Consider the following 24832-nt stretch of genomic DNA (forward strand, 5'->3'; position numbering starts at 1 on the left):
ACCTGAGTGGGTGAGACCCGAGGGTCCGCGTCATCGCAGACGGAAGGAGCCGGTGATGCCCGGCAAGGGAAGTGAGAACGGCAAAGGAAGCAGCAACGGCAAGGGAAGCGGGAACGGCAAGGGGAGTGGCAACGGAAACGGCGGCGCCCGGGGCGATGGCAGCACCAAGGGCGACGGCAACGCCGCGTACGGCAGTAAGCCCTTCAAGCGCTCCAAGAGCCACTTCGCGGACCGCATCACGGCGGACGGCCGCGACGGATGGCCGGTAGAGGCCGGCCGCTACCGGCTGGTGGCCAGCCGCGCCTGCCCATGGGCGAGCCGTGCCGTGATCTCCCGTCGGCTGCTCGGCCTGGAGGACGCACTCTCGCTCGCCATCGCCGACCCCATCCAGGACGACCGCAGCTGGCGCTTCACCCTGGACCCGGACGGCCGCGACCCCGTGCTGGGCATCCGCTACCTCAGCGAGGCGTACGACGCCCGCGAGAAGGACTACCCCGGCGGGGTCAGCGTGCCCGCCATCGTGGACATCCCCAGCGGTCAGCTGGTCACCAACGACTTCCAGCAGATCACCCTGGACTTCGCCACGGAATGGACGGCGCTCCACCGGCCCGGGGCGCCGGATCTGTACCCGGAGCCGCTGCGCGAGGAGATCGACGTGGTCATGGCGGGCGTCTACCGCGACGTCAACAACGGGGTCTACCGCGCCGGATTCGCCACCGGGCAGAGCGAGTACGAGTCCGCCTTCCATGATCTCTTCCGCCGCCTGGACCTGCTCTCCCGGCGGCTTTCGGACCGCCGCTACCTCGTGGGCGACACGATCACCGAGGCCGACATCCGGCTGTTCACCACACTGGTCCGCTTCGACGCCGTCTACCACGGCCACTTCAAGTGCAACGGCTTCAAGCTGGCCGAGGACCCGGTCCTGTGGGCGTACGCCAGGGACCTGTTCCAGACCCCGGGCTTCGGCGACACCGTCGACTTCCACCACATCAAGCAGCACTACTACCGGGTGCACACGGGCATCAATCCGGCCGGCCTGGTCCCGGTCGGCCCGGACCTGTCCGGCTGGCTGGACCCGCACCACCGCGAGGAGTTGGGCGGCCGCCCGTTCGGCGACGGCACGCCACCGGGTCCGGTGCCGCCGGCCGAGGAAGTGCCGCCCACCGGCCGCCCCGAGCCGCTGCACTGACTGCGGCCGTGGGGCCTGGGCCCCAGGTCCCGGGTCCCGGCCACAGGCCCGGCCGTCGAGCTGCCTGACCGCTTGCTTGGCCATCGACCTGCCTACCTGCCTGCCTGGCCGTCGACCTGGACCTGCCTGCCTGACTGTCTGCCTGTCTGCCCGGGTGGCTGCCTGCCTGGCCTGACCGCCGAGCCACGCCGTGAGACGCTGAAACAAACAGGAGCCCTGGGAGATACCGGCCCCTGGGAAATACCGGCCCCTGGGAGACACCGGCCTCTGGGGAAATACAGCCCCTGAGGAGCACAGGAACAGACGAACACACAGGGACAGACAGAGGTACAGGCCCAGACGGGACTCCAAAGTCAGCCAAGGAGTGAGTCCGATGAGGATGGTCCTGAAGGCCCGGATACCGACCGAGGCAGGCAACGCGATATTCAGGAACGGCGACCTGTCGAAGATCTTGGATGCGGCGTTCGCCGCCCTGCAGCCGGAGGCGGCGTACTTCACCCTCGAAGAAGGCGACCGCACCTGCTTCTTCTATTTCGACATGCAGCAGTCCTCCCAGATGCCGCCGCTGCTCGAATCGTTCTTCATGGACCTGAATGCGAAGGTCTCGCTGCAGCCGGTGATGAGCGCCGACGATCTCCGCACCGGTCTCGCGGACATGATGAGCGGCACCTGAGCCAAGGGGCCGGGGCGGCCCCGGCGACCGCCCCGACGCCCCGACGGCCCATCCAGCCCACCCGTCCTACGTGTCCCAGCCGTCCCAGCCGTCCGCTCACTCCGCCGGACCGCTGTCCTCCGGTGCACCCCGGGCCAGTCCGGCCAGTACGTCGAGCGCCTCGGCCAGGGCGTCGAACGGCGGAGAGGCGAGCGCCAGGCGTACGGCATTGGGAGCGTGCCCCGTACCGACGGCGAACGCTCCGGCCGGAGTGACGGCGATCCCGCGGCGTGCTGCGGCCGCGACGAAGGTGTCGGCCCGCCACGGCTCCGGCAGGTCCCACCAGCAGTGGTAGGCCTGCGGATCGGCCCGGATCCGGAAGCCGGCCAGCCGCTCGGTGACGATCCGCTGGCGGTCGGCCGCATCGGTGCGCTTGGCCTCTTCGAGCGCCGCCGCGGTGCCGTCGGCCATCCAGCCGGTGGCCGCCTCCAGCGCGAAGCCGGACGCGGTCCAGGTCCCTGACCGGAGAGCGGCGGCCAGTTCGCGGGTGAGGCCCTCGGGGGCCGTGAGGAATCCCAGGGACAGGCCGGGCGCCAGCCTCTTGGACAGGCTGTCGATCACCACGGTGCGCTCCGGCGCCAGGGCCGCCAGCGGCGGGAGGTCGGGGCGGAGGAAACCGTAGATCGCATCCTCGACGATCTTCAGGTCCAACTCCCGTGCGACATCGGCCAGTTCACGCCGTCGCGGGTCGGGCATCGTGATGCCGAGCGGGTTGTGCAGCGCCGGCTGGAGGTAGACGGCACGCAGCGGGGCGGCGGCCCGGACCGCGGCAGGCGCCAGACCGTGCTCGTCCATGGCGAGCGGGACGAGGGTGATGCCCAGCCGGGCCGCGATGCCCTTGACCACGGGGTACGTCAGCGCTTCGACGCCCAGCCGTTCACCGGCCGGCACCAGCCCGGCGATCGCTGCGGCGATCGCCTGCCGCCCGTTGCCCGCGAAGAGCAACTGGCCGGGTCCCGGGGCCCAGTCGCCCCGGGCGAGATGGGCGGCCGCAACCTGCCGCGCCGCGGCCGTACCGACCGGACCCACCGGACGGAGCGCAGCGGCCAGGGCCTCGGGGCGCACCAGGCGTTCCAAGCTCTTCGCGAGCAGCGCGGGATGGTCGGGCAGGACCGGGAAGTTGAGCTCCAGGTCGATCCGGGCCTCCGCCGGCTCGGCCAGGGCGGCTTCGGCGCGCGGTACGGCGGTACGGACGTAGGTGCCGCGGCCGACCTCGCCGACGGTCAGGCCGCGCCGACCCAGTTCGCGGTACACCCGGGCGGCGGTGGAACTGGCGATCCGCCGATCCCTGGCGAACCGCCGCAACGGCGGCAACCGCTCACCGGGCCGCAGCCGCCCCGCCGCGATGTCCGCCGCCAACCCGTCCGCCAACACTCGATAGTCGTCCATCGTCACCTTTCCCATCTTCTTTCCCGTCTTCCCGCTCCCCTGATCCGGCCTGGTCCGAAGCCCGAGTCCGGGGTTTGGTCCGGACTCTGGTTCGGGATTTGGTCCGGACCCTGGTTCGGGTTTGGACCCTGTCCCGGACCAGGCACCGGGGGCCGACCAGGACCTGGCGCCCCGCCCCGCATTCCGCGTTCCGCGTTCCGCATCCCGACGTCCCGCACCCCGCACCCCGCACCCCGCACCCCGCACCCATAGTCGTAATCGCCTCGCCGCGAGGGTCGGCATCGACATTGCACCGAGCACATTATTCCTATTGTGCCGAGTTATTGCACCTCATAGCATCGAAGCATCGAGGCGTCACACTGCCCTGGAGGGGATGTCAAGCATGGGATCGGTCGTCATGGGTGGAATCACCATCGGCTACGAGGACACGGGCGATCGGAAGGAGGGCCACCGGAACGAGGCCGGCAGCGAGCCACTGGTGCTCATCCACGGGCACCCCTTCGACCGTTCCATGTGGCGTCCGCAGATCGCCCACTTCAGCCGGGCCGGCCGGCGGGTGATCGCCCCGGACCTCCGCGGATACGGCGAGAGTTCGGTCGTCCCCGGCGTCACCCCGCTGGAGACCTTCGCCCGCGACATCGTCGGGCTGCTCGACCACCTGGACGTCGAGCGCTGCGTATTGGGCGGACTCTCCATGGGCGGCCAGATCGTCATGGAGTGCTACCGCCTCTTCCCCGAGCGGATCAGCGGCGTGGTGCTCGCCGACACCTTCGCGGCGCCGGAGACCGACGAGGGCAAAAAGGGCCGCCGGGCGATGGCGGAGCGCCTGCTGCGCGAGGGGATGACCGGCTATGCGCAGGAGGTGCTCGACAAGATGATTGCACCGAGCACCATCGAAGCCCGCCCGGAAGTCGCCGCCCACGTCCTGGGCATGATGAGGGGCACCCCGGCCGAGGGCGCGGCGGCTGCCCTGCGCGGCCGCGCCGAGCGCCCCGACTACCAGGAGCTGCTGACGCGGATGTCCGTACCGGCACTCGTGGTCGTCGGCACGGAGGACGCGTACACCCCCGTGAGCGACGCCGAGGACATGCACCGGCGCATCCCGAACAGCACCTTGGCGATCATCCCGGAGGCGGCCCACATGCCGAACCTGGAACGAGAGGACGACTTCAACACCGCCCTCTCGTCTTTCCTGACCGCTCTCCCCGCCCCCACCCCTCCCACCGCCTCCACCAGAAGGTAGACGTCCGCCCTTCCGGGGCCGCCTCTTCCTCGTCCACCCGTTCCGCCTCCGCCGTTGTTCACCCGCTCAGCGTGCGTCGTAGATGCCGCTGTAGCGGTAGTGGGCCAATGCGGTGGCACGCACCTTGGGGTCGGTCGACCCAGTTATCGAATCGCCCCGGCGCCAACCGGTCCGGGGCCAACCAGTCCGGGGCCAACCGGTCCGGGACCAGCCGGTCCGGGGCCACGACCGGCGGCGCGTCGCTTCCCCGTAGCTGCTGTGCCAGCCGCCGCCCGACGCCGCCTGCATACGTGACCCGGCCGGCCTCGGCAACCCACCTCCGCCCACCACCGGGTCCAGCCCGGCCCGACCCGCCCCGGCCCAGCCCGACCCGACCCCACCCGGCCCGGCGAGCGGTATCTCACCCGGAGCGAGGGCGAACACCCCATGGAACCGCCGCCCCGCTCCGGCCTCCCGAAAAGCCGGCACAAGACGGCTCGACTTACCGAATACCGCCCCGAAGTTACCTTCCCCAAACGGCAGTTACTCCCCGCACGGAAGATCGGTGCGGGACAACGGTTCGCCGCTGCCCCGGACAGCAGTCGGCGAACGTCCCGGCACCCACGACACCCCCATCGTCACTCCGCGGCGGCCACCAGGAGGTGGACCAGACCCACCCGCTCCGCTCGCCTTTGATCGCCGCGCCGAGCCGCGCTCAGGACGCCATAACGAGCCTGCCACCGCACCACTGCGATGCCCCCCGCGCCCCTCACTTCCCCTCGCTTCCCCTCACGCCGTCTGGTGCACCCTCCCGTACGCCAACAAGGCCCGGTGCGGCAGCACGAGGCCACCGTGCCCGTCCGCGAACTCCTCAGCCAGCAAGGCAAACTGCTGCCGAATACGCTCGACTCCCTCCGCCCCCTGGCTGGTGACGATCCGTCCCATCGTGGCCACCCCTGCCGCCGCCCCCTGCCACCACTCCGCCGCCGTCGTGTGGTGCTCCCAGGCCAGGGAACGGCACCCCGTCTCGACGAGCCCCGCCTCGTTCAGCAGCGCCGCGAGCCCGTCCTCCGTGCGCGGAAAGTCGTCCTCCGGCGCAAGCGCAGGCACATCGGCCGGTCGCGGCACCCCGGCTGCCGCTACGGCCCGCCCGAGCAGCGCCTGCCCGGATGCTGCGGGCGCCGCCCAGATCGTCACGGCGATCCGCCCGCCCGACCGGGTCACCCGACGCAGCTCCGTCAGCGCCACCCGCGGTCGCCCCACATGATTGAGCACAAAGTTCCCCACAACAGCGTCGAACTGGCTGTCCCTAAAGGGCAGGCGAGCCAACTCGGCTATGTATACAGAGGCGCCCGGAACAGCCCGGGCGGCACGCCTGGCCATCCCTGGCTCGGCATCCACGGCCACCACCTCGGCACCCCGCGCGCCCGCCGCCGCAGCGACCGACCCCGGACCTGTCCCCACGTCGAGCACCCGCATGCCCGACCCCACCCCTACGGCTTCGAGCAGCGCGGGCACCGGATACGTACACAGCCTGCCGAACCCAGCCTCGTACGCAGCCGCACTCCCCGCCCAAGCCCGCCGCTCACTCACATCGAACGGCGTCTGCACCCGCGCCACACCGCCAACCTCATCGGTCTCCAGCACCTCAGCCACCTCCGCCACCTCCGCCGCATTCATGGACTATCCCCCTCAACTGCCCGCCAACCGACCGTCAGGCTCATCTCGACTCCCCCGCCCCGCCCCTCCCCCGCCCCGCCTCTCCACCACCCTCGCCTGCCTCTCCACCACCCTCACTCCCCCACCCACCCCCACTCCTCCACCCGCCTCCCACTCACACTTCGACTCGCCCCAAGTCAGCCCAGTCGCGGCCTGACACCGCCCAGCGGAGCCGTGCGCACCCTGGCCCGCCCCGGGCCTGGATCGCCCCAACTGACCATGCTTCGGCCGGAGTCGGCCAGAGACAGGCGCGCCCCGCCCTCCGGCTTGTCCCGGGCTCAGCCCGACTCACCCTGGACCCAAGGCTGTTACCCACCCGTAACCTACCGATGGGTTACCTTCGGTAAGGGTCGGACTTTACTCTCCAGTCACCTCGGGCCGGGCGTATGCCCCTCCTGTCCCCGGACAGCGTGCGCCGGCTCGCATCGAGATCTGGAGCAGAAGATGACCCCCTCTCGTACGACCCTGCGCGCCGCGATCGGCACCGTTTCGGCGGCGGTGCTGGCCACGACCGTGCTCACCGGCGCACCGGCCACCGCCCAGGCGGCAACCCCGGAGGCCGCCCCCGCGGCCACGGCATCCGCCGGCTCCGCTTCGGTGCGGTTCGTCGACATCAAGGGCGAGGGCGGGATCACCCTCAAGGCCAACGTCTTCACCCCGGCCGGTGCGGACGGTACCCGGCGGTACCCGGTCATCGTTCTGCCCACCAGCTGGGCGATGCCGCAGGTGGAGTACATGGCGCAGGCCAAGAAGTTGGCCGACGCGGGATATGTGGTCGTCGGATACAACTCGCGCGGCTTCTGGCAGTCCGGCGGGCAGATCGAGACCGCCGGGCCCGAGGACATCGCTGATGCGTCCAAGGTCATCGACTGGGCCCTTGCGAACACCCCTGCCGATCCGCAGAAGGTCGGTATGGGCGGGGTCTCCTACGGGGCCGGGATCAGTCTGCTGGCCGCCGCGTTCGACAAGCGGATCAAGGTGGTTGCGGCACTCAGCGGCTGGGCCAACCTGATCGACTCGATCTACAGCGGACGGACCCAGCATCTGCAGGCTGCGGCGATGCTCGGCGGCGCGGGTGAGCTGACCGGACGCCCGAGCCCCGAACTCCGCACCGTCCTCCATGACTTCATGACCTCCAACCTCGCCAAGGAGAAGGACCTGCTCGCCTGGGGGAAGAAGCGCTCCCCCGCCACCTATCTGGACCGGATCAACGACAACGGTGCGGCGATCATGTTGGGGAACGCGTGGGGCGATTCGCTCTTCCCGCCCAACCAGTACGCCGACTTCTTCGAGAAGCTCAAGGGGCCGAAGCGGCTGGAGTTCCGCCCCGGCGACCATGCGACCGCCGAGGCCCTCGGGTTGTTCGGGCTGCCCGACGACACCTGGACCGACACCAAGCGGTGGTTCGACCACTACCTCAAGGGCACCGACAACGGGATCGACAAGGAATCTCCGGTACTGCTCAAGTCGCGTTCCACCGGTGCCTACGAGGGCTACAAGAGCTGGAAGGACGTGCCGTCCGCACACCGGAAGATCGCCCTGGACGGCAGCCGGCAGATCCACACCAACTGGGACTCCGGCGCCGACGGCGGGCTGATCTTCCTCTCCAGCATGCTGGACCAGTTCTTCCGGCTGCCGCCGATGGCCTCGATCCCGCTGCTGCCGCGCTCGCTGGCCGCCGTCTGGCAGACCGAGCGCTACGAGACCGGGCAGCGGGTCCGCGGCACCACCCGTCTGCACACCACCGTCACCAGTACCGCGGAGAGCGGTACCGCGATCGCGTACCTCTATGACGTCGGCCCGCTCGGCATCGGCAAGCTGGTCACCCACGCGCCGTTCACCTTCCACGGCAAGACGCCCGGGCAGCCGTTCGGCGTGGACCTGGAGCTGTTCTCCACCGCCTACGACGTCCCGGCGGGCCACAAGCTGGCGGTGGTCGTGGACACCGTCGATCCGCTGTACATCGAGCACAATCCGTCCGGCGCCCGGCTGACGTTCTCCTCCCCGGCGGACGATCCGTCGTACGTCTCCGTCCCGGTGCGCGACTAAAGAGCACGGGGGTGCGGGCCCCAGGTCGTCGGCGCGGAGGAGAGTGCCGGCGAGGGAAAGACGGACGCCGAGGGAACGGGCGACGTCGAGAGGGCTGAGAGAGCTGGGAGAGCTGGGAGGGGTTGGAGGGCTGGGAAGGGTAGGAGGGGTGGGAGGGGTGAGAGTCGGCATGGCGGGGTCTCCTCAAAGGGTGTCGTTTGACGGGTTGTTCGTGTCATCAACGGTTCCATGAACGCCGGGCCCGGTCATCGCACCACGGGTTGACCCCACCTCAACCCGTGGTTCTCATACCGTGGTTCTCATGCCGTGGTTCTCGACCTGCGCTCCCTCTCAACCTGTGGGTCTGCCCCTCAAAGGCCGCCGGCTGTCGGCCGCCCACAGCCCGAGCCCGAGGACCGGTCGTAGGCCCCAAGACGTACAGCGCGCGCCCGAGGCGGCGGGGGTGCGTCGTCGCTAGCCTCAGCGCATGGTCACCTCCCCACCTCCGGCCCGCGACGCCGGGCAGCGGAAGCACGATGTGCTGGCACGACTGATGACGGACGAGGACGCCTGGGTCTCCTCGGCTTCCGCCGACGGCGCGCCCCACCTCGTGCCGTTGTCGTTCGTCTGGCACGACGAGCGGCTGGTGATGGCCACGAAGAAGAACAACCCGACGGCCCGCAATCTCCGGGTCAACGGCGCCTGCTGGGTGGCGCTGGGCCCCACCCGGGACGTGGTCCTCATCGAGAGCACGGTCGAGACCGTCGCCTCCGACGCGCTGCCCGACGGCACAGGCAGGGCGTTCACCGAGAAGCTCGGCTGGGACCCGCGCGGCCGGGACGCCTGGGTGTTCCTCGTCTTCACGCCGCGCCGGATCCTGGCCTGGCGCGAGGAGAACGAGCTCGCGGGGCGGGAGCTGATGCGGGACGGGGTGTGGCGGGTGTAGTAGCCCCGCGCGGCCGTATGCCCGGGTGGGGGCGGCCGGTGACCCGGTGCGGTCCGGTAGTCCCGAAGCGGTCGGTGGCCCGGGGCGGCCCAGTAGTCCCGAAGCGGCCGGTGGCCCGGGGCGGCTCGGTAGCCCGGAAGCGGCCGGTGGCATGATCGCCGGTATGGGAAATTCCGCCCCGCGCCCGCAGTCGCGGCCGCAGCTGCCCACGACCGAGTCCGCCGTCACGGCCGTCCGGGAGGTCGCCGAGGAGTACCGCCTCGAAGTGACCGTCACGGAAGACATCGGTGCGGATGTGACCTCCCGGCGTACCACCGCCGGGGCGTTCACCGTGCTGGACCCGGACGGCTCGCTGCCGCACGAGGCGTTCCTGGAGCTGGGCGGGGACCCGGCGGTCACCGTCCAGTTGTTCCCGGAGGACGATGCGAAGATCACCGTGGACGGGGTGGAGTTCGCGGATGTGCCGCGGGATGCGGTGCCGGCGTTCCTGCGGTCGGTGTACGGCGGCTTGGCCCACGTCAAGACGCGGTTCTTCCCGCCGGGTCAGTGGCTGGTCGTTCCGCTGCCCGGCGATGAGACGTACAAGGAGCTGATCCTGGGCGGAGCGCTCAGCCCCTGGCTCGCGCGCCGTGTCCGCTGACGGAGGCCCAAGAGCAGCACGGGAGGGCCCGGGGCAAGCGGACCCCGCCCTCTGCCGCAGGGCACCTCCCTCAGGGCACCTGTCTCAGGCCGCCTACGGGCACGCATGCCTCAGAACGCCTGCTTCAGGGCGTGTGCCGTTGGTGGTCGCCCGTCATGAGGTTTCCCGGTTCCGCGGCGGCCACCTCGGCGGACTCGACCTTGGGGTTGCGCTTCTGGCGCCGGGAGACCCAGTTGGCGAACCAGGAGAGCAGCATGCACATCCCGATGTAGATCGGCGCGATGATCATGACGACGGGGATGAACGGCAGGTCGTAGTCGAGGTTGGAGGCGATGAGCTTGCCGGCGTGCAGGAACTCCTCGTAGGTGATGAGGAATCCCAGTGAGGTGTCCTTGAGTGCGACGACCAGCTGGCTGATGATCGCCGGCAGCATCGCCCGGACCGCCTGCGGCACCAGGACGTACGTCATGACCTGCGTCTTGCGCATGCCGAGCGCGTAGGCGGCCTCGCCCTGGCCGCGTTCGACGGCGTTGATGCCGCTGCGGAAGACCTCGGCGAGGACCGAGCCGTTGTAGAGCGTCAGGCCGGCGACCAGGGCGGGCAGCGGCGCCACCTGGAGCGCCACGTAGATGAAGAAGATCATGACGAGCAGGGGCATCGCGCGGAAGAACTCCACGATCAGCGTGCACAGCCAGCGGAGCGGCCGGTGGACGGAGAGCCGCCCGGTGGCGAGCACCGCGCCGAAGGCCAGCGAGAGCACCGCGGCGAAGCCGAAGGCCCGCAGGGTGTTGGCCAGGCCGTTGAGCAGGAGTTCCTGGATCCCTGCGTAGGTGAAGGGGCTCCATTTCGCGGTGGTGAACTGGGCGGTGACGAAGAGCAGGTAGAGGATCCAGCCGATCAGCGCGAGGATCACGAGCGTCCCGGCGAGGCCGTAGGCCCGGTGGCGGGCCCTGGCCCGGGGGCCGGGGACGTCGTAGAGGGCGTTGGCGGTCATCGGGCGACTCCGTAGTGCTTCTCCAGCACGTTGAAGATCGCGCTGATGGACAGGGTCACGATCAGGTAGCCGACGGCGATCCAGACGAAGGTCCAGATGATGCTGTAGCCCAGCTCGTTGAGCGGTTTGTAGACGCCGAGCAGTTCGACGACGCTGAAGGCGCCGGCGATCGCGGAGTTCTTGGCGAGCGCGATCAGGGTGGAGCCGATGGGTGGGATGACGGAGCGGAACGCCTGGGGCAGGACGACGATGCCGAGGGTCTGCGGGAAGGTCATGCCGAGGCTGCGGGCCGCCTCGCCCTGTCCGGTGGGGACGGTGTTGATGCCGGAGCGGACCGCCTCGCAGATGAAGGCGGAGGTGTAGCAGCCGAGCGCCAGGATGGCGAAGAGCTTGAAGGGCAGGACCAGGCCGAAGCGTGGCAGGCCGAGCACCACGGCGAAGAACAGCAGGGTGAGCGGGGTGTTGCGGAGCACCGTCACCCAGGCGGTGCCGAAGGCTCGCAGCGAGCGGACCGGGGCGACCCGGAAGGCGGCCATGAGGAAGCCGATGGCGAGCGCCAGCAGGGAGGAGTAGACGGTGAGTTCGACGGTGCCGAGCAGCCCCTCCGCGTAGAGGGAGAGGTTGTCGAGGAGAACGTTCATCGGTCGGTTCCTTGGCGGCTCAGGTCGCCGGGTAGCGGTCGATCGGGGGCGGCTTGGGGGCGGGCGCCCCGGACAGGCCGAGGGTGGCGTCGTAGGCCTTGTTCCAGTTGCCGTTCTTCTCGTTCGCGGCGAGCGCGTCGTCCAGGGCGAAGCGCAGGGCGTTGTCGGCGCGCGGGACGCCGATGCCGTACGGCTCCTCGGAGAAGGGTTTGCCGACCACCTTGAGCTCGCGGGGGACCTTGGCGGCGTAGCCGAGCAGGATCGCGTCGTCGGTGGTGACCGCGTCGACCTGGTACGTGAGCAGGTTGTCCACGCACACCGAGTAGGTGTCGTAGGCGACGAGGACGGCCTTGGGGTACTCGGACTGGATGCGCTGGTAGGGGGTCGAGCCGGCCGCGGAGCAGACGCGTTTGCCGGCCAGGTCCTGCGGTCCGTGGATGTCGTGCTCGTCGGTGCGCACCAGCAGGGACTGGCCGGCCATGTAGTAGGGGCCGGCGAAGCCGACCAGTTTCTTGCGCTTGTCGTTGATGGTGTAGGTGCCGACGTAGAGGTCGATCTGGCCGTTCTGGAGGGCGGTCTCGCGGTTGGCGGAGGCGATGGTCCGGAACTGGATGGTGCGGGGCGGGAATCCGAGGGCGGCGGACATCATCTTGGCGATCTCGATGTCGAAGCCCGTGTAGACGCCGGTGGCGGGGTCCTTCTCGCCGAGGTAGGGCTGGTCCTCCTTGACGCCGATGATGAGGTGGCCGCGGCGCTTGGCCGCCACCCAGGTCGGGGAGGACGGCAGGCGGAAGTTTTTGGCGACCGGGTACCGGGGCAGTTCGCTGCCCTTGGGGCCCTTGACCGGTGGGCTGCCGGCCCGGCCGCAGCCGGCGAGGACCAGCGCGAGGACGGCCACTACGGCGAGCAGGAGGGCCCTGCGGGTGCGGGGCAGGTGCGCGGTGTGTCGGTATGGCATGGCGGCACCCCCGTTCAGTGCTTGAGGATCTTCGAGAGGAAGTCCTTCGCCCGCTCGCTGCGCGGGGCGGTGAAGAATTCCTCGGGGGTGCGGTCCTCGACGATCCGGCCGTCGGCCATGAACACCACGCGGTTGGCGGCGGACCGGGCGAAGCCCATTTCGTGGGTGACCACGACCATCGTCATGCCCTCCCGGGCGAGCTGCCGCATGACCTCCAGCACCTCGTTGATCATCTCCGGGTCGAGTGCGGAGGTCGGCTCGTCGAAGAGCAGCGCCTTGGGGTCCATGGCGAGCGCGCGGGCGATGGCGACGCGCTGTTGTTGGCCGCCGGAGAGCTGGGCGGGATACTTGTCGGCCTGCGAGGCGAGCCCGACCCGGTCCAGGAGCTCACGGGCGCGCCGCGCGGCCTCGTCCTTCCGCTTCTTACGGACCTTGACCGGGGCCAGCATGATGTTGTCGAGCACGGTCCGGTGGGCGAAGAGGTTGAACGACTGGAAGACCATGCCGACGTCGGCGCGCAACTGGGCGAGTGCCCGGCCCTCTTCGGGCAGCGGTCTGCCGTCGAGGGTGATCGTGCCCGATTCGATGGTTTCCAGGCGGTTGATGGCCCGGCACAGGGTGGACTTCCCGCCCCCGGAGGGCCCGATGACCACGACCACCTCGCCACGACCGACGGTGAGGTCGATGTCCTGGAGGACGTGCAGTTTTCCGTAGTGCTTGTTGACCCCGCGCAGTTCAATCAGCGCCTCACCGGCCATGTCCGATCTGCCCACTCTCATCCGTACAGCGGAGAGCCCGCAAACTACCGGGGAGAGGGGGGTGCTTCGCCCTGACACGCACGTACAGCGATGTTTGAGAGGATAAATCGGTTAAGTCGGTTTGATGCTGTCCGGGTTCCGGCGGTGCGCCCGGGGCGGGTGCGGGGCCGGTCGGGGCGGGCCCGGCCCGCGGGTCAGCTCTCCGCGGCCTCGGCGTACACCTGGGAGAGCTCGGGTGCGCCGTCGTCGGCCCACTGGTGGCCGGCCGCCACCACGTCGATCTCGCGCCCGGACGCCAGCCGGACCACCGGCTGCCCGTCCGGCCAGACGTGCCAGGCCGCGCCGCGGACCGTGCGTACCAGTACGGTGCCCAGGTACAGGCCCGCGTCGTTGCCGAGCCAGGGGGCGACCTCGGGGTCGTCCCGCCAGTCCGGCTGGAGCTGGTCCAGGCGCTCCAACGAGCGTACGGAGTCGTCGAGTTCGACCCCCGCGGTGGCGGCGTGGGACCGTAGCAGCTCGCACTCGGACAGCAGCTCGATGACGCTCTCCGGGTCGGCGCGCACCGACTCCGCGAGCGGCACGGACCGGCGGGAGGGCGGTCGCTTGCGCCACTTGTCCAGGAAAGACATGTTCATGGTGTGCAGGGTCCCACCCGACCTGTGGTCGGGGCCACAGGCGCGCGGCGTGACCCGGGCGCCGTACGCCTCCTTGACGCGCCTGCGCCGGCTCCCTACCTTCAGTGCGCCCGGAGCGGTTCTGCGATCGGAGGGGGACACGGACCGATGCGCCTATGCCGATGGGGTACCGCCCTGACACTGCTGCTCCTGACGACCGCCCTGCCGGGCACCGCCCTCGCGCCGGCGGCCGCGGCCACCACGGCGCCGGCGGCGCCCCGCCCGCTGCCCCGGCTCTTCGACAACACGGCGGTGAGCGACAACTCCCGCCCGGACGCGGCCGATTTCGACGGCGCGGGCCACTCGCTGTCCGCCCAGGACCTGGCGGCGGCCGGCTGGTCGCCGGGGACCGTGCTGACCCTCGACGGCGCACGGCTGAGCTGGCCGCACAGCACGGCCGGGACGCCGGACAACGTACGGGCCGACGGGCAGGCGGTCGCTGTGCGCGGCCGGGGAGATGCGCTGACCTTCCTCGTCGCCGGTACGGGCGGACAGGCCACCGGCCGCGGAACCGTCCGCTACCGCGACGGCTCACACCACGCGTACCAACTCACCGCCCCTGATTGGCGCTCCGGCCCCCTGAGCACCAAGGCGGTGGCGCTGCCGCACGTCAACGGCCCGGCCGGGCCGTCGGCCGGTCCGGCACGGCTGTACGCGGTGACCGTACCGCTGCGGCCCGGGCGGAAGGTGGCGTCAGTGGTGCTGCCGCCCGCGTCCCCGGCGGCCGCCCTGCACGTCTTCGCGCTGTCGGTACGGGACACCGGGCGCGGCCGCACCGGGAGTTGGGCGGCGAGCACGGCCGGCTACCGCGCCGTCGGCCCCTGGCGGGACCGTACGGTGCGGCTGGTCATCCACAGCGGCGCGGGCGGGCCGCGGGCGCGGATCCGGGTCGCCAATACCTTCGCGGCGGCCCCGGTCTCCATCGGGGCGGCGAGCATCGCGGTGCGCGGTGCGGGAGCGGCCGCCGACGGCCGGCCGGTGGCGCTGACCTTCCGGGGGCGGGCCGGAGCCCGGATCCCGGCGGGCGCGGAACTGTTCAGCGATCCCGCGCGCTTCACCGTCCCGCCGGACACCGATCTGCTGGTGAGCCTCCATCTGCCCGGGACGGTGGCCGCGGCGCCGGTGCACCAGGAGGCGGCCCAGCTCTCGTACGTGAGCGCCGACGGCGGCGGCGACCGCACGCGGGACCCGGACGGCGGCGCCTACCCGCAGACCATGGCCTTCTGGCCGTTCCTGACCGGTCTGGAGGTCGACGGCGGGCCCGGCTCGATCGTCGCGCTGGGCGATTCGATCACCGACGGGGTGAAGTCGACGAGCGGCGCCGACCGCCGCTGGCCGGACGTCCTCGCCCGCCGCTTCGGGTCCCAGCACGGGCTGCCCCGTTACGGCGTGCTCAACCACGGCATCTCGGCGAACCGCATCGTCACCGACCGCTATCCAGGCGACGGGGTGAGTACGGACACCGGAGGGGTCAGCGCCCAGCACCGGCTGGAACGGGACGTACTGGCCCAGGCCGGGGCGCGGACCGTGGTGGTCTTCGAGGGCATCAACGACGTGCGCTGGGGCACCCCGGCCGAGGACGTCATCGCCGGTCTGCGGGCGCTGGCCCGGCGGGCGCACGAGCGGGGGCTGCGGGCGGTCGCGGCCACCCTCACGCCGTGCGGCGGCTACCCGGACTGCACGCCGGCCGTGGAAGCCCGCCGCCAGGCCGTCAACGCCTTCCTGCGGGACGGGGCCGGCCGGGGCGCCTTCGACGCGACCCTGGACTTCGACGCCGTACTGCGCGACCCGGCGGCTCCGGACCGCATGCTCCCCTCCTACGACAGCGGCGATCATCTGCACCCGGGCGACGCGGGGCTGCGCGCGCTGGGCGAGTCGGTCGAGCTGCGGGCGCTCGTGCCCGCACGGGCGTTCGTGCGCTGAGCAACCCGCCTCGTGCCGCTCTGAGGGAGGCCGCTACGCCCCGACGGGCTGGACGTCCAGGTCCACCACCACCGGGGCGTGGTCCGAGGCGCCCTTGCCCTTGCGCTCCTCGCGGTCGACGTAGGCGTCGGAGACGGCCTTGGCGAAGGGGGCGTTGCCGTAGACCAGGTCGATGCGCATACCGCGGTTCTTGGGGAACGCGAGCTGGCGGTAGTCCCAGTAGGTGTACGGGCGGTCGTACTTGAGGGGGCGCGGGACGATGTCCGACAGGCCCGCCTCGCGGAGCGCCTGGAGGGCGGCGCGCTCGGCGGGCGTGACATGGGTGGAGCCGACGAAGACGGCGGGGTCCCAGACGTCCTCGTCCGTGGGGGCGACGTTGTAGTCCCCGAGGACCGCGAACGGGCGGTCGCCCGCCGCGTCCTCGGCGACCGCGGTCTTCAGGGCCTCGAACCAGCCGAGCTTGTAGGCGTAGTGCGCATGGTCGACCTCGCGGCCGTTGGGAACGTAGACCGACCAGACCCGGGCCTGGCCGCAGGTCGCCGAGATGGCCCGGGGCTCCTCCACGCCGTCGTACTGCGGCCCGCCGGGGAGGCCGATGACGACGTCCTCCAGCCCGACCTTGGACAGCACGGCGACGCCGTTCCACCTGCCGTTGGCATTGACCGCGGCCTCGTAGCCGAGCTCGCGGAGCTGCTCGTACGGGAACTGCTCGGCGGTGCACTTGGTCTCCTGGAGGCACAGCACGTCCGTGCCGGAGCTCTCCAGCCAAGCCAGCAGCCGCGGCAGGCGGGCGGTGATCGAATTGACGTTCCAGGTCGCGATGCGCATGTCTGCAAACCTACCGCCCGCCACTGACAGCCCGGGTCCGGTCCCGGCGCGGACCGGGTCCGGCCCCGGGCGCTGGGGCCCGGTCACCCGGGGGGTTCAAGGGCTCAAGGGTTCAGGGGTTCAGGGGTTCAGCCCACCGCGGTGTGGCTGCCGGGGGTGAGCCGGCCGTGGTCCGTGCCGCCGAGCTTGTCGATCATGGAGTCGTAGACCGGGCGGGCGTGGTCCTGGAGCAGGCTGTCGTGGATGTCGATGGCCCGCCGGGGCGCGACCTCGCGGACGTAGTCGATGACCTCCGCCACCTTGTTCCAGGGGGCGTGGACGGGCAGCAGCAGGGTGTCGACCGTACGGCCCTCGGGGACCGTGAGGGCGTCGCCGGGGTGGAACACCGCGCCGCCGTCGAGGAGAAAGCCGACGTTGGTGATGCGCGGGATGTCGGGGTGGATCACGGCGTGCAACTGGCCGTGCACCTCGACCTCGAAGCCTGCCGCGGTGAAGGTGTCGCCCTCGCCGACGGTGTGCACGCGGCCCGGGAACGCGGCCGAGAGCTGCTCGGCAACACTGGCGAGGGTCCAGATCTCGGCGCCGGGGTTGGCCTCCATGCCCGCCCGCAGCCGGTCCTCGTTGAAGTGGTCCATGTGCTCGTGGGTGACCAGGATCGCGTCCGCGCCGACGGCCGCGTCCTCCTCGCTGAAGACACCCGGGTCGATGACGAGCGTCTGCCCGTCCTTCTCCAGCCGGACACAGGCATGGGTCTTCTTGGTGAGTTCCATGCCTGCCATCTTGCCGTCCCATGGGGCGGGCGGGGCGCCGCACGGCGGGGCGGGGCCCGACCCGCTCCCCTGATGCCTGTGCGGGCCCCCTATTCCTCCGGCGTCGTCTCCTCGCGGATGATCTGCTGGGCCACCGCGAAGGCGGAGTTGGCGGCCGGAACGCCGCAGTAGATGGCGGTGTGGAGGAGGACTTCCTTGATCTCGGACGGGGTGAGGCCGTTGCGGAGGGCGGCGCGGGTGTGCAGGGCCAGCTCCTCCTTGTGGCCGCGGGCGGTCAGTGCGGTGAGCGTGATGATGCTGCGGGTGCGGCGGTCCAGGCCCGGCCGGGTCCAGGTCTCGCCCCAGGCGTAGCGGGTGATGAAGTCCTGGAAGTCGCCGGTGAAGTCGTCGGCGGCGGCCTGGGCGCGGTCCACGTGGGCGTCGCCGAGGACCTCCCGGCGGACCTTGATTCCCGCCTCGTACGTGCCGCCGCGGTCCTGCTCGGGCTGGGCGAGGCCGGCCTCTATGGCGGCGGGCGGTGCCTGCGGGGGTGGCGGGGGCGCGATCTGCGGCTTGGGGGCGGCGGCGCCGATGGCCGCCTGACCGCCGGGGCCGGGCTTGTCGTGCCAGGCGGTGGTGAAGTGCCGGATGAGCAGCTCGGTGACGGCCGCGGGCTGCTCGACGGGCGCCAGGTGGGAGGTGCCGGGCACCAGCGCCAAGCTCGCGTCCGGTATGCCGGCGACCAGGGTGCGGGCGTCCGTGGTCGGGGTGACCTGGTCCTCGGAGCCGACGACGACGAGCGTGGGCACGCCGACCCGGCCGAGCGAGGAGCGTACGTCGAAGGAGGCCAGTGCCTCGCAGGCGGCGATGTAGCAGCCGGGGTCGGTGGTCCGCACCATCTGGACGGCCCATTCGACGATGGCGGGCTGGGCGCCGGCGAAGCCCTGGGTGAACCAGTGCTCGGGGGCGGTGCGGGCGATCGGGTCGAGTCCGTTGGTGCGGATGACGACGCCGCGCTGCCGCCAGGCGTCGGCGGTTCCGTAGCGGGGTGAGGAGGACACCAGTGCCAGGGAGGTGACGCGGTGCGGGCGGGTGAGCGCCAGCTGGGTGCCGATGGCGCCGCCGATGTTGCAGCCGGCGTAGCCGAAGCGGTCCACGCCGAGGCCGTCGAGCGTGGCGATCAGCCGGTCGGCCAGCTCGGCGACGGAGGACGCCGCGTGGGCGGGAGAACCGCCGTGTCCGGGCAGGTCGAAACGGATGACCCGCCAGTGGCGGGTCAGCTCGGGGATCTGCCGGTCCCACATGTGCCATGTGGTACCCAGAGCGGCACCCAGGACGAGTACGGGGGCGTCGTCGGGACCGTCGATCCGGTGCTGCAGGGTCTTCTCACTCACCCGACCACGCTACCCACTCTCTGACGCGTTCCTTACATCCGGGTCAGGAGGAGCCGTCGGAGCGCGGCCGCCGACCGCGCCCGAAGCGGGGTTTGCGCAGGTCAGAGCCTCAGTGTGGAGACGACGTGGACGATCGCGTGCCTCGTCTCGTCGTAGCTCACCGTGGTCTGCTGCTACGGATGCGGTGCCTTGCTCGTGATCAGGGCCGGGGTCTTCTGGCCTGGAGAAGTGGCGTTGCGGGGTGGGCGCGGACAGCTCACTCACGCCGTGCTCGCTGTGGCGCCCTCCAATCGCAGCTCGCGAGCGCGGAGTGGGGTCGTTCTGCCACCCTTCCTGCGTCGTGGTCTGCTGGATCACCGTGCCGATGCCGGAGCCGCCCTCACGGCCGGAGCCCCGTCTCTGGAATCCACGCGTGTCGCCAAACCTCTCGACTGGTCGGCTGGCTCGTCCAGTTGGGCCACGGCGTGTTCCTCCCGTCGCAGCAGACCGAGTGACGTGGGGTTTTCGGAGCCTGTGAGATCAGCCCGGGAGGGGGATGAACAGCAGGAGGCCGTGGGCGGTGGCTGCGGTGTAGCAGGCAGTGCCGGGGAAGGTGGCGGTGTAGAAGGGGGTGCCGACGGCGAAGACGGGGACGATGGCGTTGTGGATGGTGGCGGTGCCGTTGGCGTCGGTGACGGCGGTGCCGAGGTTGACCGGGCCGAAGAGCGTGGTGGCGGTGAAGGTCACCGGCTGACCGGCCACCGGCATCCCCGAGGCGGTCGTCAGGGTGGCGCTGAGGGTGGGGATGTAGAACTCGGGCAGCGGGGTCAGCCGGAGCCGGATCGTGCCTGGTTGCGCGGTCAGTGTTGTGGGGGTGGGGTTCACGGTGACGGGGGTGCTGGTGGTGGAGCCGGTGAAGCAGCTGTCACCGCCGTAGGCGGCGGTGAGGGTGCCGGTGGTCAGGGCGGTGGTGGTGAAGCAGGCCTGCCCCGAGGCGTTGACGGGGACCACCTGGGTCTGGCCGTTGGGGAGGGTGAAGGTGACCGTGCCGGTCGGCACGGTGGTGGTGCCTGGTGCCGGGGTGATGGTGGCGCACACGGTCACGCTCTGCCCGCAGGTGGAGGGGTTCGGCGTCACCGACAGCGTCGTCGTTGTGGGGTTGGGGCTCACGGTGACGGGGGTGGGGTTGCCGTTCACGGTCGCGGTGAACGAACCGGCGGTGTAGGTGTGGGTGGTCTGCCCGCTCCCGGTGGCGTCCAGGGGGACGGTGACCGTGGGGCTCGCGTCCCCGAAGTTCACCACCGCTGTCCCGTTCGGAGTCCCCCCGGAAATATTGAACGTCACCGGTTGCCCGCACACCGGCGACGCCGGCGAGGTCGTCACGGTCAACGGCGAAATCTCCGTCACGCTGGCCGAATTGGCGTTGGTGACGTAGACATTGCTGTTCTGCGCCGCCGCCACCGAGAACGGGAACGCGCCGACGGGGACGGTGGCCAGGACGGTGTTCGTGGTGCTGCTGATCACCGTCACGTTGTTGGAATTGCTGTTGCCGACGTAGACGTTGCCGGTCGGCGCCACCGCCACCCCGAACGGGCCCCCGCCGGTGGGAACGGTGGCCAGGACGGTGTTCGTGGTGCTGCTGATCACCGTCACGTTGTTCGAAACGGTGTTGGTGACGTAGACGTTGCCGTTGGGCGCCACCGCGATCACCCCCGGGACCGTGCCGGCGGGGACGGTGGCCACGACCGTGTTCGTGGCGCTGTCGATCACCGTCACGTTGTTCGAGGTCTGGTTGGCGATGTAGACGTTGCCGTTCTGCGCCACCGCCGCATAGCCCGGGAAACCACCGGTGGGGAGGGTGGTCAGGACGGTGTTCGTGGCGCTGCTGATCACCGTCACGGTGTTCGCGTTCCGGTTGGCGACGTAGACGTTGCCGTTCGCCGCCACCGCCACCGCGTCCGGGACCGCGCCGACGGGGACGGTGGCCAGGACGGTGTTGGTGGCGCTGCTGATCACCGTCACGTTGTTGGAAGTGCTGTTGGCGACGTAGACGTTGCCGTTCGGCGCCACCGCCAGCGCGAACGGGCCCCCGCCGACGGGGACGGTGGCCAGGACGGTGTTGGTGGCGCTGCTGATCACCGTCACGTTGTTCGAGCTCTGGTTGGTGACGTAGACGTTGCCGTTCGCCGCCACCGCAATCATGGCCGGGTCTGAGCCGGCGGGGACAGTGGCCAGGACGGTGTTCGTGGTGCTGCTGATCACCGTCACGTTGGCCGAATTGGCGTTGCCGACGTAGACGTTGCCGTTCGGCGCCACGGCCACCGCCAGCGGGGTCGTGCCCGCCGGGATCGTCACCGTGGAGAACGCCGCACTGAACGGCGCGGCCACAAGCCCCCGTACGGCGGCCACCTCGGATCCACCGGCCGGCACAACCGGCCGAACCCCGCAGGCTACCGCCGGAGCTCCCAGCCAACCCGTAGTCGATTCCATGACAAACCTCTCTCAGCTGAGAGGGCCGCCCGAGAACTCCCATCCGGGGCCCGCGTCGCACGGCGCCGGCATACGCGCGCCGGACCACCGCTTGCACACCGGGACAGAGAGAGGACGCACCGACACGTACCACGCACCGGTGCACCGCAGGGGTTGCCCATCTCTCCCCGGAGAGATGGGCAACCCACCGGATAACGGTCACCACCATTAACCCGAAATGGTCAATGGAACACCACCCTCTTGACTCGACTGTCACCCGGACAGACCAACGCACACAGCCCCACCCGGGCACGTCGTTGGAGAGGACGAACCTGGCAGGCGGCCGACTCGACGGCCACGTCACCGTCGAAGCCTTGTCGAAGCCTTCTCTCCGCAGCACACCAGTGCTCGGCCGGGAAGCCGAAGACCACCACCCAGCGGGCAGGTGCGCCTCCTTCCGGCAGGAGTGATCCACAGGCGTCGACGTTCGCTCCACTCGTACCAAGCGCCGCGTCCTGGGGGCCGACAAGACCCTGACCGCGGCTCCCGCCGAGGCGGGACCATGTGACGGTCACGCTGCCCGCGGCTCGATTCAGGCGGTCGCGCCGTGCAGGAGGATCGCGTTGATGAAGTCCGGGGCTTGGCGGACGCCCATGTGACCTTCGAGTGTCAGCTCCCACGCGGTCTCGGCCAGGCCGCAGAATGTCGAGGCCAGCCAGGTGGCCGGCATGTCGTTGCGCAGCAGTCCGGAGTTCTGGCCGCGTTCCACCAGCGAGGCGGTCCGCTTGAAGACCGCCTTGGCCCGCTCGCTGGCCTCGGGCACGCCCAGGACCTCCGGCTCCACGTAGACGAAGTTCCAGAGCTGGGCGAACGGCGTGTACTCGGCGACCACTGTGGCCAGCACCTGCTTCATGGGCGCGGTGTCGGCTTCGGCCCGGGCCAGCACCCGGTCGCAGTCGTCCAGGATCTTCTCGGCCATCGCCTGCACCAGCAGCTGGCGTGTGGGAAACAAGCGCAGCAAGGTGGCCCGGCTGATGCCCGCGCGCACCGCGATGACCTGCATCGAAGCCCCTCGGTCTTTGGCGAGGACCGCCGTTGCCGACTCCAGTACCTCCGCCGCGGCGGTACGCATCGTCGCGCCACCCTCCATTGCCTCTTTTGAAGCATTGATGCTTCAATGTATCCTCTGAAGTGTCAGTGACATTGTACTGAAGGGGGGTGTCACTGTTGTCCCGCAGCCGGACCGGCTGAGCGATCGCCACGGTGAGGCACTGTCTCTCCGCTGTGCGCCCCGCGTCACCGACGCGGATCGTCCGGGGGCCCGGCAGGAGCACCACAAGCCCGGTCCCGGGCACTTCCACGCCCTCGGCGCACTGAGCACGGAGCCCGCTTCGGCCACGCCCCCTCGGTGACGCGGCGGAGCAAGAGCGGCGCGCGAGCCCGCGCCACGCGAAGCCCGCGCCACGCGACGCGCCGACCAGCACGTACACGAGCGTGGGGTTTGTTGCGGCCCGAAGGGATCGGGTCGCCGCTGGTGCCTGCGCGCCCTTTTCCGCCCAAGGGACTGCCGCCGCTCGCGGCTGAGCGTTCGTCGAGACCTTGTCGAAGACAGATCACAGACACAGATCGGTACTCAGTCATGACCATGCACCGCCGACGATTCCTGCAGAACATGGGCCTGAGCCTGCCCGGCCTCGCCGCCCTCACGTCCCTGTCCGCCTGTAAGGGCAGCGCGACCGATGCGAAGACGTCAGCCTCGTCCGGGGGTGAACGGGTGATCGTCGTCGGTGCCGGGATCAGCGGCCTCGCCGCGGCCCGCCACCTGGCCGACCAAGGGAAGGACGTCGTGGTCCTCGAAGCGCGCAACCGGATCGGCGGCCGCATCTGGACCAGCGAGAAGTGGGCCGGTGTGCCGCTCGACCTCGGCGCCTCATGGATCCACGGCATCGACGGCAATCCGATCGCCGCGCTGGCCGCGAAGGCCACAGCGCGGACGGTCGTGACCAACCCCGACAGCTCCACCGACTACCTCGCCGACGGCAGCGAGGTCGACGATGCCCGGGCAAAGGCGATCGAGCGCTGGCAGAGCAGAATGGAGGACGCTCTGGCCTCATACCAGGAAGGCACGGACAAGGACGCGTCGGTGCGCAGCGTGGTGGAGCGTGCGCTGGGCTGGTCCTCGCTGTCGGACGAGGACAAGACTCTGGTCTCGTTCGGGCTGAACGACTACGAGCACGAGTACGCGGGCAGCGTGCGCCAGATGTCGGCCCTGCACTTCGACAGCGGGGCGGATATCAAGGGCAAGGACGTGCTGTTCCCCGGCGGCTACAGCCAGATCACCGATCTGCTCGCGCGGGGGCTGTCCATCCGGACCGGGCACGTCGTCGAACACCTCGACTGGGACTCCGGCGGTGTGACGGTCGGCACCAATAAGGGCACGTTCCACGCCGGCCACGTGGTGGTGACGCTGCCGCTGGGCGTGCTGCAGAGCAGCGCGGTCACGTTCGGCTCCCGCCTGCCCGCATCCAAGCGCACCGCCATCGACAAGCTCGGCATGGGGGTGCTCAACAAGTGCTACCTCCGCTTCCCCAAAGTGTTCTGGCCGGACACCGACTGGATGACCTACGTGCCGGAGGTGGACAAGTACGGCCAGTGGGAACAGTGGATCAACATCAGCCGCCCCACCGGCCAGCCGGTACTGCTCGGCTTCAACGCCGCCGATTTCGGCCGCACGATCGAAGGCTGGAGCGACACCCAGATCGTCAACAGCGCCATGGGAACGCTGATGACCATCTTCGGCAGTGACATCCCCGCCCCTGCCGGCTACCAGATCACCCGCTGGGCGTCCGACCCGTACGCGCAAGGCTCGTACTCGTTCAACAGGATCGACTCCACACCGGCCATGCGCGACCATCTCGCCGCCAGCGTGGACGGCCGGGTGCACTTCGCCGGCGAGGCGACGCACCGCAACTCCTACCAAACCGTCCACGGCGCCTACCTGTCGGGAATCCGCGCCGCCAAGGAAATCGCGGACTGAAAGAGTCGGCCTCGGCGGCGTCCACGCCTGCTCCATCCTTCAATGGCCGGCCCGGGCCTCAAGACGCGGCGCCGACCCGGGTCTCTGCCAAGTCGTCCGAGAGCTGCACTCCTCGCCACCCGGACCGACGCCTGGCCCACCTGCCACCGCGACATCTCCACACCCACACCACCTGACCAAGCACTGCTCAGTGCTTGCGTGAACAAGCGAACCAAGTGTCGGGCTCCGGCGCACTCGGCGCGGATCCCGACCCGACGGGAGGAACAACACCGTGGGCATCATCAGCTGGATCATCCTCGGCCTGCTCGCCGGAGCCATCGCCAAGATGCTGCTGCCCGGCCGCAACCCGGGCGGCCTGCTCGGCACCACTCTCATCGGCGTCGCGGGCGCCTTCGTCGGCGGCTGGCTCTCCGCCCGCTTCCTCGACCGCCCGGTGGAGGAGGACTTCTTCGACCTCTACACCTGGGGCGCCGCGATCGCCGGTTCCCTGGTGCTGCTCATCGGCTATCGCAGCTTGGCCGGCAACTCCCGCGGATGACCCGCCGTTGCCGTAGAGCTCGCCGAAGTCCTTCGTCGTCCCGGC

21 protein-coding genes are annotated in these 24832 nt (G+C 70.5%); 9 read left to right on the forward strand and 12 right to left on the reverse strand.

Annotation, left to right across the window (positions count from 1 at the left end; all coding sequences use genetic code 11):
* Positions 1 to 55: 55 nt before the first annotated feature.
* A complete protein-coding gene (locus AB0G35_RS27475) occupies positions 56 to 1189 on the forward strand; it encodes a glutathione S-transferase C-terminal domain-containing protein (RefSeq protein ID WP_360954957.1) in 1134 nt (377 codons plus the stop codon).
* Positions 1190 to 1562: 373 nt separating this feature from the next.
* Positions 1563 to 1862, forward strand: a complete 300-nt coding sequence (locus AB0G35_RS27480) for a hypothetical protein (RefSeq protein ID WP_360954960.1) — start codon at positions 1563 to 1565, stop codon at positions 1860 to 1862.
* Positions 1863 to 1958: 96 nt separating this feature from the next.
* Here AB0G35_RS27480 and AB0G35_RS27485 read toward each other — a convergent pair whose 3' ends face one another.
* Positions 1959 to 3290: a PLP-dependent aminotransferase family protein gene (locus AB0G35_RS27485; protein ID WP_360954963.1), complete on the reverse strand. Its 1332-nt coding sequence runs from the start codon at positions 3288 to 3290 to the stop codon at positions 1959 to 1961.
* Between the two features lie 382 nt (positions 3291 to 3672).
* Here AB0G35_RS27485 and AB0G35_RS27490 point away from each other — a divergent pair, with 382 nt between their 5' ends.
* The gene (locus AB0G35_RS27490; protein ID WP_360954966.1) at positions 3673 to 4533 is read left to right on the forward strand and encodes an alpha/beta fold hydrolase; all 861 of its coding nucleotides are present in this window, start codon (positions 3673 to 3675) and stop codon (positions 4531 to 4533) included.
* A gap of 768 nt (positions 4534 to 5301) precedes the next feature.
* On the opposite strand, the gene AB0G35_RS27495 is transcribed toward AB0G35_RS27490, so the two are convergent.
* Positions 5302 to 6192 carry a class I SAM-dependent methyltransferase gene (locus AB0G35_RS27495; RefSeq protein ID WP_360954969.1) on the reverse strand — a complete coding sequence of 297 codons (891 nt, stop codon included), beginning with the start codon at positions 6190 to 6192 and terminating at the stop codon, positions 5302 to 5304.
* A gap of 483 nt (positions 6193 to 6675) precedes the next feature.
* Between AB0G35_RS27495 and AB0G35_RS27500 the strand changes: the two genes are divergently transcribed.
* The 3 genes from AB0G35_RS27500 (at position 6676) to AB0G35_RS27510 (ending at position 9845) form a co-directional block, all read left to right on the forward strand.
* Positions 6676 to 8280, forward strand: coding sequence for an alpha/beta fold hydrolase (locus AB0G35_RS27500; protein WP_360954972.1), 1605 nt, complete (start codon positions 6676 to 6678; stop codon positions 8278 to 8280).
* Between the two features lie 466 nt (positions 8281 to 8746).
* The gene (locus tag AB0G35_RS27505; protein ID WP_360954975.1) at positions 8747 to 9205 is read left to right on the forward strand and encodes a pyridoxamine 5'-phosphate oxidase family protein; all 459 of its coding nucleotides are present in this window, start codon (positions 8747 to 8749) and stop codon (positions 9203 to 9205) included.
* Positions 9206 to 9368: 163 nt separating this feature from the next.
* Positions 9369 to 9845, forward strand: a complete 477-nt coding sequence (locus tag AB0G35_RS27510; RefSeq protein WP_360954978.1) for a hypothetical protein — start codon at positions 9369 to 9371, stop codon at positions 9843 to 9845.
* A gap of 124 nt (positions 9846 to 9969) precedes the next feature.
* Here AB0G35_RS27510 and AB0G35_RS27515 read toward each other — a convergent pair whose 3' ends face one another.
* From AB0G35_RS27515 to AB0G35_RS27535, 5 genes are all read right to left on the reverse strand, one after another.
* Entirely contained in the window at positions 9970 to 10839 is an 870-nt protein-coding gene (locus tag AB0G35_RS27515; RefSeq protein ID WP_360954981.1) for an amino acid ABC transporter permease, read from the reverse strand.
* Entirely contained in the window at positions 10836 to 11480 is a 645-nt protein-coding gene (locus tag AB0G35_RS27520; protein ID WP_360954984.1) for an amino acid ABC transporter permease, read from the reverse strand. The genes AB0G35_RS27515 and AB0G35_RS27520 overlap by 4 nt, the downstream gene beginning before the upstream one ends.
* Before the next feature lie 19 nt (positions 11481 to 11499).
* Positions 11500 to 12438, reverse strand: coding sequence for a glutamate ABC transporter substrate-binding protein (locus AB0G35_RS27525; protein WP_360954987.1), 939 nt, complete (start codon positions 12436 to 12438; stop codon positions 11500 to 11502).
* Between the two features lie 14 nt (positions 12439 to 12452).
* Entirely contained in the window at positions 12453 to 13196 is a 744-nt protein-coding gene (locus tag AB0G35_RS27530; protein WP_360955112.1) for an amino acid ABC transporter ATP-binding protein, read from the reverse strand.
* 194 nt (positions 13197 to 13390) lie between these two features.
* A complete protein-coding gene (locus AB0G35_RS27535; RefSeq protein ID WP_360954990.1) occupies positions 13391 to 13831 on the reverse strand; it encodes a DUF6278 family protein in 441 nt (146 codons plus the stop codon).
* 147 nt (positions 13832 to 13978) lie between these two features.
* Between AB0G35_RS27535 and AB0G35_RS27540 the strand changes: the two genes are divergently transcribed.
* A complete protein-coding gene (locus AB0G35_RS27540; RefSeq protein ID WP_360954993.1) occupies positions 13979 to 15793 on the forward strand; it encodes a GDSL-type esterase/lipase family protein in 1815 nt (604 codons plus the stop codon).
* A 33-nt stretch (positions 15794 to 15826) separates the two neighbouring features.
* Here AB0G35_RS27540 and AB0G35_RS27545 read toward each other — a convergent pair whose 3' ends face one another.
* From AB0G35_RS27545 to AB0G35_RS27565, 5 genes are all read right to left on the reverse strand, one after another.
* Entirely contained in the window at positions 15827 to 16621 is a 795-nt protein-coding gene (locus AB0G35_RS27545; protein WP_360954996.1) for an exodeoxyribonuclease III, read from the reverse strand.
* Positions 16622 to 16749: 128 nt separating this feature from the next.
* A complete protein-coding gene (locus AB0G35_RS27550) occupies positions 16750 to 17391 on the reverse strand; it encodes an MBL fold metallo-hydrolase (RefSeq protein WP_360954999.1) in 642 nt (213 codons plus the stop codon).
* 89 nt (positions 17392 to 17480) lie between these two features.
* On the reverse strand, positions 17481 to 18764 hold the full coding sequence (gene pcaC, locus AB0G35_RS27555) for a 4-carboxymuconolactone decarboxylase (protein WP_360955002.1): 1284 nt from the start codon (positions 18762 to 18764) through the stop codon (positions 17481 to 17483).
* 519 nt (positions 18765 to 19283) lie between these two features.
* Positions 19284 to 21152, reverse strand: a complete 1869-nt coding sequence (locus AB0G35_RS27560; RefSeq protein ID WP_360955005.1) for an Ig-like domain repeat protein — start codon at positions 21150 to 21152, stop codon at positions 19284 to 19286.
* A gap of 652 nt (positions 21153 to 21804) precedes the next feature.
* Positions 21805 to 22344, reverse strand: a complete 540-nt coding sequence (locus AB0G35_RS27565; RefSeq protein WP_360955008.1) for a TetR/AcrR family transcriptional regulator — start codon at positions 22342 to 22344, stop codon at positions 21805 to 21807.
* Between the two features lie 513 nt (positions 22345 to 22857).
* Here AB0G35_RS27565 and AB0G35_RS27570 point away from each other — a divergent pair.
* Together AB0G35_RS27570 and AB0G35_RS27575 are read left to right on the forward strand one after the other, a co-directional pair.
* Complete coding sequence (locus AB0G35_RS27570) at positions 22858 to 24249, forward strand: FAD-dependent oxidoreductase (protein ID WP_360955011.1); 1392 nt, start codon at positions 22858 to 22860, stop codon at positions 24247 to 24249.
* 271 nt (positions 24250 to 24520) lie between these two features.
* The gene (locus AB0G35_RS27575; RefSeq protein ID WP_360955014.1) at positions 24521 to 24787 is read left to right on the forward strand and encodes a GlsB/YeaQ/YmgE family stress response membrane protein; all 267 of its coding nucleotides are present in this window, start codon (positions 24521 to 24523) and stop codon (positions 24785 to 24787) included.
* Positions 24788 to 24832 lie beyond the last annotated feature (45 nt).

The organism is Streptomyces sp. NPDC021749, assembly GCF_040640655.1.
In the GTDB taxonomy this organism is placed as follows: Bacteria; Actinomycetota; Actinomycetes; order Streptomycetales; family Streptomycetaceae; genus Streptomyces.